An 11800-nucleotide genomic window follows, 5' to 3' on the forward strand; every position below is an offset into this window, starting at 1 on the left:
CCTACATCAGCCTCATCCACACAACTTGATCAACAACTCATGACACAACTATCGGGACTTCCCCTTGACACATGTCTCGGGACAGCACAGTTAGCTCGTAACGGAAACTGTCCAAGATTTGAAGTGACGCGGGACCGGCGACCGTTCAACGCTCGGCAACGAACACGCCGACGCCACCAACGCCTTCCACCAAGCCCTCGATCTTGAGTGCGTTGATGGCCTGACGAACGACGATGGCCGAGACGTCATGCTGACGGCACAGCTCGGAGGTAGAGGGCAGCTTGTCGCCCGGCGCAAGTTCACCGGACTTGATCTGAGCGCGGATGCCGTCGGCGATCAGCGCCCACTTCGCTTTGGCGGGCATTGGTGTCTCCCAGGTCTGCCCTGCCATTCGATCACGAGGAACTCGCCGCCCCGACGCAAGAGCCGTGAGCAGCTAGGAGACGACCCGACGGGAGCCCCGATGCCCGATCGACCCGACGAATCCCCCACCGACCCATCAACCCCAGCACCAGCCGAGCAACGCCATCGCCTTGTGTCCGATCAGGACGTCGAGGACGCCGACGACGTCCTCTTCGCCCATCCGCCCCGGGTGGTGCGCCGCTGGCTCTGCGAATGTGGCGTCGACTATCCCTGTACCGATGTGCGCTTCGCCCTGCTGGTCAAGTCCAATGCTGAGGCGGGCGAATGAGCACCGATGCCGTGGACGACCTGCGTGCCGCCTGGCTGGCCACGAGCTCCGCCGCCGACCGGGCCGGTGCGCAGCTGCACGGCGCGGGGCCGCCCGGCCGGCGGTTGCCCTGGCAGGACGCGGTAACGGAGTGCTGGCGGGCGTTGAGCCTGGTCTACGCCGGCTTGGCCGCCGATCGGGAGTCACCGGAGGGCTCGGTCGGGGATCTGCTCGCCGGTCTGCACGCCGCCCAGGCCGACGCGGACCGGGCCGCCGCGCTGGCTGCAAGTGTCCGCTGGCGGTTGGGCGCGACCGGGCGGAAGATCGACACGAGTTAGCTGAAGTCGGGGTATCCCGCTGGCACGGACACCCCGACTTCCGTGAAACCGAGTGGATCATGCCTGCCGGCAGGCCGGGACATGCCGCCGGACAGCCGGGCAGGGGCCGCTACGGCGACGGCGGGCCGTTCTGCGCCCGGGTGATCAGATCGTGCAAGGGCTTGGTGCCGCTGCCGACCATCACACCGGTCACGACGGCATCGACCCAGACCGCCACCCCGTTCCAGTCGCCGCCGGCGACCGCGTGCAGAACGTAGAACCCGCCGGCGCTGGACGCCACGGTGGCCAACCCGCTGGCGAGACCCCACGCGACGATGGTGCGGTTCGCCTTCGCCCGCGCGACCTTGGCCGTGGCCACGGCGACCGCCGCACGGTCAGCCTCGGTGGGGCCGTCGACCCGGCTGTTCACGTCGGTCACCGTCCGGGACAGCGCGGCCTCGGCGGCGCGTCCCGGCAGCCACCGCGAGAACGGTTCCAGGATCCGCTCGACCGCTGCGGCGAAGACCAGCAGGGTGAGGAAGACGCCTGTGGTGTCCTCGGGCTGGATCTTCGCCGCGGAGGCGCCGCTGCGCCAGATCAGCCAGCCGGCGACCGCGCCGACGGCGATCAGCCCGAAACCCGCGACCACCGCGCCCGCGCCGGCCTGCTGCGTTGCGGCCACGACCGACAGCCCTGACTCCTGCTCGGAGCGAGGCGCCGCCGTACCTGCGGCAGCATCGGCGTTGACCGGCAGAACGGCGATCCCGCCACCTGCCGGCATCGGCTCAACCTGGGTGGACGTCTGTCCCTGCAATGTCCTGACCAACCTTTCGACCTACCGCTCGCGAGACGTCGAGGCGTGATGATCCAGACCCTCGGCAGGCGGATTGCGCACCGACTGCGCTCGGGGCGCGAGACTACGGCACACGACCGGACACGGTGGACGGCCGGGACGTCTGGCGCCCAACGCCGCAGATGCCGACGCGCGCGGTGCCACCCGGAACACAACGGAGCGACGGACGACGGACCGCGTTGCCGGGCTCGGGAACCATGCCGGAGCGCGAAGCCTCATAGACTCGGTGGCAGCTGACTGCCGAAGCGTCGGCGGGGTGGCCCGTCAACGGCTGCGCCTGCCGCGTCTTCAGCCCCTCGAACAGCGGTGCCGAGCAAAGGTTCAGCGACGCCGGCAGCATCACCTACCACCTGGGCCGGTCGACTCCGAGCCGGCCAGCCCGGCCGGAGATCGACACGATTTTCAGGAAGTTGCGGTATCCCACCGGCTCGGCCACCCCGATTTCCGCAAAGCCGAGTGGATCACGCGGGATGAGCCGTCACAGCCGACCCGGCCGGCCGCACGGTCAGCGCAGGCCGCGGACCATCAGCAGGTACGCGCAGTAGGCCATCGGCACCAGCAGGAAGCAGATCAGGAACCCGAGCGGCAGGTACCGCGGCGGGGTGCCGGCGACCATGGCCGGCCGCCCCCAGCGGCCCAGCACCAGGTAGCCGCCGAAGAACGCCACGGCCGGCAACCCCGCGCACATCCACGCGCCGAGGGTGAACCCGTCCACCAGACCGACCCCGGAGGCGAGCACCAGCATCAGCACGAGCACCCCGGCCGCCGCGCCGCACGCGGCGTAGACGGCGACAGCCCGCGCCAGCGGCGACCACGTCGGCAGCAGCGCCGGCCGCTGGGCCAGCAACTCCGCCTGCTGCCCGTGCCGGTCGGCCTCGTCGGCCATCCGCCGGGCCAGCTCCAACTCCACCGCCGGGTCGGCCGCGGCCGCGCGCTGGGCGGGCACCCCACCGCCCGCCGGGCTCACCGCCGTCGGCAGCGCCAGCCGCGCCTCCCCCGCCGGCAACTGGGGGTACGCCCCGACCCCCGCCCGCCCCGGCGCGCCGGCTGCGCCGGCTGGTCCCCCGTCCCCGGTTCCGGGCCCGGTGGAAGGAGGGGCCGGGGCAGGAGGTGGCTGTTCGATGCCGATGGCTCGGCCGAGCTGGTCGAGGCGCTGCCCCTGGGCGGTGAGCCGCTGCTGGAGGTAGTCGACGGCGGCGTGCAGGTCGCGGCGGCGCGCGGACTCGGCGGCGGCGTGCTGTTCCCCGGCGCGGTGCTGTGCGGAGAGTTGCCGGGCCAGCGCCGCGTACTCTTCGAAGGACACTGTCACCGCTCCCCGTCGGGGTCGTGCCCGTCGCCGACGAACGGGACGATCAGCCGGGTGCGCTGGTCGTGCCGGTCGATCAGCAGCGCCCGGTCGGGGCGGGGCGTGTAGGTCAGGTCGTGCGCTCCGAGGTGCAGGGCCAGCTCGGCGCCGGGCACGTTGAGCGCGACCAGGCAGGCGACGTCGTCGCGGTTCTGGGTGCCACCGAGGTCGTCGGCGAGCCGGCGCAGCCCCCGCCACCAGCCGAGCAGGTGCACCCCCTGCCCGGGGCCCTGGCGCAGGACGGTACGCAGGTCGTCCAGGCCGGAGCGGAACGTGCCGGGGTCGGTGGCCCCGAGGACGGACGCGGCGGCGTCCATGCCGAACACCACCAGGTATTCGCGGCCGGTGGGTTCGGCGGCCAGCGCGGCGATCCGATCGCGCAGCCCGGCCGCGTCGAGGCGCTGCACCGGGTGGCCGGCGGCCCGCAGCAGCGTTTCGGTCTCGTCGGCGACCGGGTCGGCGACGGTGACCAGGCAGGCCAGGTGGAACCGGGCGTCGCCGGGGGTGTGCTGGCGGGCCAGGCTGAGCGTCGCGGCCCGCAGCACGTCCGCACCGGTCGGTGCGGTGCCCACCACGGCGAGGTGCCGGCCGGGGGTGGTGTCCATCAGGAACAGTGCGGTGGTGCCGTGCACGTCGACGGTTCGGCCGACCAGGGCCATCGGGCGTCGACCACCGGGGCGCAGCCCGGCGAACGTGCTGTCGTCCTCGATCCGCGCGGCTTCGTACCCCTTGAAGACCGCTGGGGCCCGCGAGCTCGGCGGGCGGGCCTGCCACAGGTCGTGGCGTAACGCGGCAAGGTCCGCCGCGGCGGCGTGCGCGTCGGGGAAGCGCAGCACGGTGTCGGCGCCGACCGCGCCGGCGGAGGTGTTGACCACGGCGGAGCCGACCGGCAGGGCCGCGGCGGCGTCGTTGAGCTGGTCGAGCACCCCACCACCGCCGGGCAGCGCCACCCGCAACGCGAACTGCCCGAAGATCGCCTCGGCCCGCCCGTAGAGGGCTTCGATGCCGGTCATGCTCTGGCTGGCGAGCACCAGGTGGATGCCGTACGAGCGGCCCTTGCGGGCCAACTCCTCCAGCAGGTCGACCGACTCGCGGGCCAGCGCGTCGTTGCCGGCGAGCAGCACGTGGAACTCGTCGATGACCGTCACGATGCGCGGCAGCGGATTGTCCCGGGGCAGGTCGGCGAGCTTGGTGACGCCGTGCCGCTTGAGTGCGGTGGCCCGGCGTTGCGCCTCCCGGCGCAGCTCGCGCAGCACGGCGAGACCGTACTCGCGGTCGGACTCGATGCCGACGGCACGAGCGTGCGGCAGCCAGGACGGGTCCCGGCCGGTGGGCACGAACTCGGTGAAGCTCACGCCCTCCTTGAAGTCGAGCAGGTAGAGCTGCAACTCGGCCGGCGAGTAGCGGGCGGCCAGCCCGTAGAGGACGTCGAGCAGGAAGACCGTCTTGCCGGCGCCGGTGCGCCCGCCGACCAGCCAGTGCGGAGTGGCGTCGTCGAAGGCGAGCGTCAGCGCGGTGCCGCCGGCCCGGCCGATCACCGTCCGCAGGCCGTTGCCGGCGGACTCGGCCCAGCGCCGTTCGGGCAGCAGGTCGGTGAAGGGCAACGCGTCGGCACGACGGGTGGCGGTGCCGAGGTGCTCGGCGAGCGCGCGTACCGAGGCGGGCGGCGGGTCGCCGTCGAGCAGGACGGGTGCGGCGAGCCCGCTGCCGTCGGCGCTGAACGGGGTGCCGGGTGGGTCGCCGACGTGCGCGTACCCCTGGTTGAGCCGCACCGCCGTGGTGCCGCCCAGCGGCGGTGCGGTCTCGCCGGGCAGCCGGGACGGGTGGCCGGCGAGCAGCACGCACACGGCGGCGGCCGGGCCGGCGTGGGTGAGCGCGGCGAGCCGGGCCAGCTCGCGCGGTGGCGGCGCGGCGGTTGCGACCACCACCAACAGGCGACGGGCGGCGGGCTGACCGTGCTGCGCGGCGCGGGCGTGCTGCTCGGCGGCGTCCAGCAGCGCGGCCACCTCGGCCTCGCCGGTGGCCGGCGGGTCGAGCACCCCGGCGTCGAGCAGCGGTCGCAGCGGGCCGAAGGTGGCGCCGAGCGCGGCGGTGTCGATGCCGGCGACGCGGACCTGACCGGGCGGCGCGGTGGCGACCAGCCGCAGCACCAGCGCCCGCAGCAGCCCGGCGACCTGCGGGTCCCGTGCGTCGCTGTCCATTGCGAAGTGGTGGCCGCCGCCGAGCGGGACCAGCACCGGAAAGGTACCGTCCGCTGTGGACGCCTCGCCGATCCGCACCGCGGCCGGCTCGTCGGTCAGCGGGGTGACACCCGGGGCGGGGGTTGCCAGCGCACCGCCGAGGCGGGCGAGGCGGGTCACCAGGTCGTCGGCGCCGACCGGCGCGACGGCGGTCGGTGCCGCCCCCAGGACGCTTCGGGCAGTGTCCAGATGCGCCCGAGCCGCCCGGTGGGAGTTGACCGCCTGCCCGTACGCCGACGCGAGCCTGCCCACCCTCTGCCCCCAACGCCACGGCCGCCTGGTCCCAGGAACCCTAACGGACACCGGCGGCACCCGGACAGTCCTGCGAGGACGTGTCACGCCGGGCCGGTCAGGCGGGGCCGCACGTCGCCGGAGCGGACGCGTCGGCCGCCCCGCAGCGGAACACCTCCACCGGCGCCCTCGCCACGTCGGGCACCTGCTCCACCCGCATCAGGGCCAGCCGCTTGTCGACCGGCTCCCCCGAGTCGGGCGTGAACCGGATCAGCCCGGCCACCCCCGGGTAGCCCTGCCCGGCGTTCTGCCGGAGCACCTCGGCGTGCACGCCCACCGGGTTGACCGAATCCGGCTCCCAGCGTTGCCGGGGGTCGGCGTGGTGCAGCCGGGCGGCGAGGCTCTCCACCGCCCGGACCAGCATCATCGACGCGTCGTAGGCGAGGCTGACGCGCTCGCCGACCTGTTCCTCGGAACCCGGCCGGCAGCGCGGCGGGTCGAGCAGGTCGTCGGCCTGGATCCAGGACAGGAAGCTGGCCCGCGCGTCGTCGTCGCGCCGGTCCTGGGCGGCCCGCAGCGCCGCACAGGTGGCCAGGGACGCCTTGGAGACGTACGTGACGGGCAGGTTGCCGGGCGCGGCGGCGCGCAGCCCCGGGTTGGCCATGTACCGGTTGGCCGAGTCGTCGGCGACGAGGTGTCGGGGCGGGTTGCCGCCGCACTCGCGCAGCGCCCGCAGGAAACCGTCGAACTCCGACCATCGACCCGCGTAGAAGAGCAGCCCGGGGTAGCCGCACTCGTCGGTCAGCCGCTGCCCGGTGCGCCACTCGTCGAGGCGGGTGATCCGGGGGCCGAACTGTTGTCGGAGCCCGTCGACGAGGGTGCCCACGTAGAGATCCTCTGTGAGCGAGCTGCCCTCCAGGGTGGTGTAGAAGACGTGCGCCTCGTTGACCTTCAGCACCTGTTTGGCGTACGCGTCGACCAGCTTCACCTGGTCCTTGTTCGGTGCGGAGATCTGCAGGTAGAGGCGGGAGTTGGCGTCCATCTTGTCGGCGGAGAGGGTGGGCGCCAGCACCGGCAGCCCGACCTGGTTCAGCTCGCGCAGCGCGCGGGCGGTGCTGGTGCGGCTCTCCACCAGCCCGACCACCCCGAGCACCGTGGGGTCGTCCCGGGCCAGCTCGGCCAGCATCGCCACGGCGCGGTCGGCGTAGATCATCTGGCGGCCACCGTTGGCCACCACGATCCGCAGCAGCGCGGCGCCGTCGGCCCCGGCCGACTCCTTCAGCAACGCGTACTGGGCGGTGGCCATCCCTTCCAGCTCCTCGCGCTCGGAGACGTACGACTCCTCGTCCGCGCGGGTCCGGTTGCCGGTGAGGGTGCCGAGGTAGACCAGGGTGAGGAAGGGCCGTCGTCGGTCGCTGCGCTGCCAGACCTCCTCGGCGGCGCGGTTCTGCGCGAAGATGCGCTCCTGAACTGTGCGCAGCCGGTCCTGGCCGGGGTCGTTGTTGAACACCTGGGCGGCGCTGTCGCTGTAGCCGACACACTCGCCGCTGCCGACCACCTCGACCGAGACCTGGCCGGTGAGCGAGGGGTGACAGCCCGGCCCCCACCGGCTGGTTACCCACAGCCCCAGCGCCGCCACCAGCACCAGGCAGAGCGCCGTCGGCAGGAAGCGCCGCGACCACCACGGCGGGTCGGGCGCGGAGAAGGGCCGCAACCCGCCACGTGACGGTGGGCCGGTGTCGGTCTCGTCGGGACGCAGCGCCACCAGCCAGGTGGCCGGGCGGCGCAGCCGCCGCATCTCCGGCAGCGCCCCGGCCCACTCGTCGTACGCCTCGTCGGCCTCTGTCAACGGGTGCGGTTCGGGCAGGTCCGGTGGGGGTTGCCCACCGGACGCGACGATCAGCAGCGGGTCGTTGCGGCCGGTCTCGGTGCGGACGTCGCCGATGAGGCGGACCAGCTCCCCGCCGACGTTGCCGGGGGCGACGTTGTCGATCAGCAGAGCCGGGTACGCGGTGCGCCGCCAGTCCGACGGGCGCCACGGCCGACGCCGGTACGCCTGCCGCAGGTCCTCCAGGAACGCGTGCAGCAGCAGCTTGTTGACCTGGTCGGGTTGCTCCCCGTCGCGCCAGCCCGCGGTGAGGCGCTCGGCGAAGCCGAGGAAGGTGACCGACTGCCGGGGGGCCAGATACTGCTGGCGCATGAACCAGTTGTAGTGCCGCCCGAGCACCGGCACCCGACCGGAGACGGCGGCCCGGAAGACCACCCCCGGCACGGCGCGGCGGACCAGCCAGAGCAGCACCTGCGAGACGATGCTGACCGCGTCGCCGCCGGAGGGCAACGCCTCCGGCGTACGCGGGCCCTTGCGGTCGCGCAGCCGGCGGACCAGGGCCGCGCGGCTGTCGTCGGCGTCGATGCCCGGGCTGAGGCTCTGCTGCATCAGCCAGTCGGCGAGCGGGTAGTGCCGGAAGCGCAGTCGGGCGGCGCCGAAGGCCTCCAGGGAGAGCTGCCGGTGCAGTTCCCGCAGCAGCGCCGGCACGTCCCCGGCGCCGGGCGGCGCGTCGGCGTCGAGCACGGCGTGCGGGACCCGCCGCCGGGGGCCCTGGCCGAGGAACCGGCGCAGCGGCACCATCAGATCCGCGGTGTCGGAGCGGACCAGCCACAGCAGTGGGAGCCGGCGGTCACCGCGACGGGGTCGCCGCAGCAGGCGGCGGGCGAGCAGCGCGAAGAACTCCAACCCGCCGGCTGGCAGCCGTTCCCGACCTGCGGTCGACTGCCTCTGCCCGGTCAACTCCCGCCCGGGAACCTCCGACCGTCGCATGCATCACCTCCGATCCCACTCATTGTGACGCATCATGTACAGGCATTGAGCCGGCCGGCGGCCGAGTGCCCACAGGGGACGCTCGACCGCCGGCCGGTACGGGTATGACGGTGTGGATCGCGTGCTGCGCTCCGGTCAGCCGGTGACGGCGTTCAGCGCCGGCAGGTATCCGTAGCGGTAGCCGTCGGCGTCCGGGTGGTACGCCTCGATGATCCCGGAGATGTCGTTGATCCACGGGTCGCCGGCGCAGACGCCGTGTCCGGCGAAGGTCCGCCGGGTGTCGGCGAAGGTGGCGCCGGCCGCGCTGGCCCGGCCAGCCGTGACCGAGGCGAGCACGTCGGCGGCCTCGTTGAGGATGGTGCGCTTGTAGGTGCTCATCGCCAACCACCCGCAGGAGCCGGTCTCGAACAGTCGCGGGTAGCCGAGGACGATCAGCCGGGCGTTGGGTGCCCGGTTGCGGATGGCGGCGTAGGTGGCGTCCAGGCGGGCGGGCAGCGTCGTGGTGGCGAAGTTCTTCGCGGTGTTGACGGCGTTGGTGCAGGACGAGGTGCTGCCGAACCGGCAACTGGTGATGACGTTGACGAAACCGGCGTCGTTGCCGCCGATGGTGATGGTGACCAGTGTGGTGCTGGCGCTGAGCGCGCTGACCTGGTCGTTGAGCACGTCGGCGGTGACCGCGCCGCCACAGGCCCGGAAGTTGAAGCTGGTCACGCCGTGGGCGGCCGCCCAGAGCGGTGCGTACGACTTCTGGCTGCGCAGGCAGCCGGACGAGTCGTAGGGGCCAGCGCCGACGCCGGAGGAGTACGAGTCGCCGAGCGCGACGTAGTTGACGGCGGCGGCGTGGGCGGCGCCGGGCACGAGCACCACGCCGAGGGCGGCGGTGAGGAGTGCGACCAGCACGGCCATGACGCGGGCGAGCGGGCGGTGGGGCATGAGGGACCTCCACAGGACTGGGGTGGTGGGATCCTGCGACCGCGCGCGTGGCCAGGGATGATCTGTTGTTACTAGTCGGTAATGCTATCGAAACATGCAGATCAATGGAATGGCTCGACGGCACCGCGTGCCGGGCCGGCGACGTTCACAGTTGTCGATTAGGTTGGCCTGGCGAACACCCGATGGAGGGAGTCCACCCCGTGCGACGAGTCCTCACGGCGGCCACCACCGCCCTGACCCTCACCACCGCCGGCACCATGCTCGCCGGCACCCCCGGCCAGGCCGCCCCGACGGGCTGGGGCCGTCCGGTCGTCTCCGCCGCGCCGCAACCCGGCGCGCCCGGACTGGGCGACAGTTACTTCCCCGACTACGGCAACGGCGGCTACGACGTCGAGCACTACGACGTCCGGCTGCGCTACGAACCGGCCACCGACCTGCTCACCGGCACCACCACCATCCTCGCCACCGCCACTGCGGACCTCTCGACGTTCAATCTGGACTTCCTGCTCGACGTCGAGTCGGTCCGGGTCAACGGCTGGGCGGCGAGCACCAGCACCGCGGGGGCGCACGAGTTGGTGGTCACCCCGGCCCGCACGGTGACCCGGGGCCAGCAGCTCACCATCGTCGTGCGCTACTCCGGTGTCCCGTCGGAGGCCCTGGTCAACGGCTACACCGGCTGGACGCGTACCGACGACGGCGCCCTCGCGGTCAACGAGCCCGAGTCGGCGTGGTGGTGGTTCCCGAGCAACGACCACCCACTGGACAAGGCCACCTACGACATCTCGGTGTCGGTGCCCACCGGCGTCGAGGTGATCAGCAACGGCGTGCAGCCGAGGCCACCGCTGGCCGAGGCCGGCAACCGCACCCGGTGGATCTGGCGGACCACCTCCCCCACCGCCACCTACCTGGCCTTCATGGCCATCGGCCAGTACGACATCGTCACCGACACCGCCCCGAGCGGCCAGCCGGTGATCAACGCGTACAGCACCTCGCTGGGCGCCCTCGGGCCGGCCGCGCGGGCCAGCATCGAGCGGACCGCCGAGATCGTCGACTGGGAGAGCGGGATCTTCGGCCCGTACCCGTTCGAGGCGCAGGGCGGCGTGGCCGGGCCGATCGACGGCATCAGCTTCGCCCTGGAGACGCAGACCCGACCGGTGTACGGGCCGGGCTTCTGGCGACGCGGCGCCAACACCTACGTGGTGACGCACGAGTTGGCCCACCAGTGGTTCGGCGACTCGGTCTCGGTGGCCGACTGGCGCAACATCTGGCTCAACGAGGGCTTCGCCTCGTACGCCGAGTGGCTCTGGTCGGAGGAGCAGGGTGAGGGCACCGCCCAGGAGGTCTTCGACTTCACCTACGCCAGTTACCCGGCCGACGACGAGTTCTGGCAGGTGCTGCCCGGAAATCCGGGCGCCGCTCGGGTCTTCGACAACGCCGTCTACGACCGGGGCGCGATGACCCTGCACCAGCTGCGGTTGGCCGTCGGTGACGACGCGTTCTTCGAGATCCTGCCGACCTGGACCGCCGAGCGGCGTTACGGCAACGGCACCATCGAGCAGTTCCAGGCCCTGGCCGAACGGATCTCCGGGCTGGACCTGGACGACCTGTTCACCACCTGGCTGTTCACCGCCGGCCGACCCGAGGTGGCCAGCGCCGCCCGTAAGGCGGCCCCGCCGACCGAGCCCAAGTCCTGGGCCAAGATCCGCGAGTCGCACCACCTGATGTCGCACTAGGACCGACGTCGGCCGGAGGCGCCCGCCGCGCAGGCGGGGTCTCCGGCCGCGAGGTGCAGCCGCCTACCGGGACACGCTCACGGAACCGCTGGGGCGCCTGTCGCCTCCGCCGTGCTCGCCTCGATGGCGCGGATGTGCCGGTACGCGAACCAGAGCGGTGGAAACGCCCCGACCGCGAAGGACAGGTCGACGAGCGTCCAGAACCAGGGGATGTCCCGGATCGGGCCGCAGATCAGCGCCAGCGGGACGATGCCGGCGCAGGCGATCATGCCGACCTGCACCACCCAGACGTTGCGCACCGGGTCGCGCAGCGGCCCCCAGAACGCCACCGCCAGCACCAGGTGGGCGAAGGCCAGCCAGTCGGTGCCGTAGAGCAGGAACGGGTAGTCCTCGCCGGCCGTCACGAGCCCGGTGTGCACCCGCTCGATCCAGGCGACCAGCGCGGGCAGGTGGCCGGCGAGCGGATCGAGTACGCGCAGCAGCCAGCGCACCTCGATCTCCAGCGGAAACGCTGTGACACCACTCAGGAAGAGCCCGATCAGCACGATCCACAGCCATCGGCGGGTTCGCCGTAGCCGCTCCTCAATGTCCATGATCGCAGCGTAACGATGATCTTCAGGTCGCTCCGTCCCGGAAGCGGGCCGCCGAGGGTGACCGCTG

General features: G+C 72.7%; 10 protein-coding genes. 3 read left to right on the forward strand and 7 right to left on the reverse strand.

Annotated elements, in window-relative coordinates; all coding sequences use genetic code 11:
- Nucleotides 1-145: 145 nt before the first annotated feature.
- A complete protein-coding gene (locus ACIA47_RS23980) occupies nucleotides 146-391 on the reverse strand; it encodes a winged helix-turn-helix domain-containing protein (RefSeq protein WP_088949319.1) in 246 nt (81 codons plus the stop codon).
- A 72-nt stretch (nucleotides 392-463) separates the two neighbouring features.
- On the opposite strand from ACIA47_RS23980, the gene ACIA47_RS23985 reads away from it, so the two are divergent.
- Nucleotides 464-691, forward strand: a complete 228-nt coding sequence (locus ACIA47_RS23985) for a hypothetical protein (protein ID WP_396710827.1) — start codon at nucleotides 464-466, stop codon at nucleotides 689-691.
- The gene (locus ACIA47_RS23990) at nucleotides 688-1008 is read left to right on the forward strand and encodes a hypothetical protein (protein WP_396710829.1); all 321 of its coding nucleotides are present in this window, start codon (nucleotides 688-690) and stop codon (nucleotides 1006-1008) included. Before ACIA47_RS23985 ends, ACIA47_RS23990 begins: the two co-directional genes overlap by 4 nt.
- Before the next feature lie 109 nt (nucleotides 1009-1117).
- Here ACIA47_RS23990 and ACIA47_RS23995 read toward each other — a convergent pair whose 3' ends face one another.
- The 5 genes from ACIA47_RS23995 to ACIA47_RS24015 form a co-directional block, all read right to left on the reverse strand.
- Nucleotides 1118-1768, reverse strand: a complete 651-nt coding sequence (locus ACIA47_RS23995) for a hypothetical protein (protein ID WP_396710830.1) — start codon at nucleotides 1766-1768, stop codon at nucleotides 1118-1120.
- A 577-nt stretch (nucleotides 1769-2345) separates the two neighbouring features.
- Nucleotides 2346-3143 (reverse strand): hypothetical protein, encoded by a 798-nt coding sequence (locus ACIA47_RS24000; RefSeq protein ID WP_396710831.1) that lies wholly within the window; start codon nucleotides 3141-3143, stop codon nucleotides 2346-2348.
- Between the two features lie 2 nt (nucleotides 3144-3145).
- Complete coding sequence (locus tag ACIA47_RS24005; protein WP_396710832.1) at nucleotides 3146-5677, reverse strand: FtsK/SpoIIIE domain-containing protein; 2532 nt, start codon at nucleotides 5675-5677, stop codon at nucleotides 3146-3148.
- A gap of 97 nt (nucleotides 5678-5774) precedes the next feature.
- Nucleotides 5775-8474: a hypothetical protein gene (locus ACIA47_RS24010; RefSeq protein WP_396710833.1), complete on the reverse strand. Its 2700-nt coding sequence runs from the start codon at nucleotides 8472-8474 to the stop codon at nucleotides 5775-5777.
- A gap of 135 nt (nucleotides 8475-8609) precedes the next feature.
- A complete protein-coding gene (locus ACIA47_RS24015; protein WP_396710834.1) occupies nucleotides 8610-9407 on the reverse strand; it encodes an SGNH/GDSL hydrolase family protein in 798 nt (265 codons plus the stop codon).
- 200 nt (nucleotides 9408-9607) lie between these two features.
- On the opposite strand from ACIA47_RS24015, the gene ACIA47_RS24020 reads away from it, so the two are divergent.
- On the forward strand, nucleotides 9608-11140 hold the full coding sequence (locus ACIA47_RS24020) for a M1 family metallopeptidase (RefSeq protein ID WP_396710835.1): 1533 nt from the start codon (nucleotides 9608-9610) through the stop codon (nucleotides 11138-11140).
- A 77-nt stretch (nucleotides 11141-11217) separates the two neighbouring features.
- Here the strand turns inward: ACIA47_RS24020 and ACIA47_RS24025 are convergent, their stop codons facing one another.
- Nucleotides 11218-11733, reverse strand: coding sequence for a hypothetical protein (locus tag ACIA47_RS24025; protein ID WP_396710836.1), 516 nt, complete (start codon nucleotides 11731-11733; stop codon nucleotides 11218-11220).
- Nucleotides 11734-11800: the final 67 nt, after the last annotated feature.

Origin of the sequence: Micromonospora sp. NPDC051227 (assembly GCF_044455385.1) — a bacterium.
Lineage (GTDB): Bacteria > Actinomycetota > Actinomycetes > Mycobacteriales > Micromonosporaceae > Micromonospora.

Excerpts from the sequence above, each read along its gene's own strand:
- ACIA47_RS23980 (WP_088949319.1), bottom strand. The coding sequence starts at position 391 with ATGGCAGGGCAGACCTGGGAGACACCAATGCCCGCCAAAGCGAAGTGG.
- ACIA47_RS23985 (WP_396710827.1), top strand. The coding sequence starts at position 464 with ATGCCCGATCGACCCGACGAATCCCCCACCGACCCATCAACCCCAGCA.
- ACIA47_RS23990 (WP_396710829.1), top strand. The coding sequence starts at position 688 with ATGAGCACCGATGCCGTGGACGACCTGCGTGCCGCCTGGCTGGCCACG.
- ACIA47_RS23995 (WP_396710830.1), bottom strand. The coding sequence starts at position 1,768 with ATGCCGGCAGGTGGCGGGATCGCCGTTCTGCCGGTCAACGCCGATGCT.
- ACIA47_RS24010 (WP_396710833.1), bottom strand. The coding sequence starts at position 8,474 with ATGCGACGGTCGGAGGTTCCCGGGCGGGAGTTGACCGGGCAGAGGCAG.
- ACIA47_RS24015 (WP_396710834.1), bottom strand. The coding sequence starts at position 9,407 with ATGCCCCACCGCCCGCTCGCCCGCGTCATGGCCGTGCTGGTCGCACTC.
- ACIA47_RS24025 (WP_396710836.1), bottom strand. The coding sequence starts at position 11,733 with ATGGACATTGAGGAGCGGCTACGGCGAACCCGCCGATGGCTGTGGATC.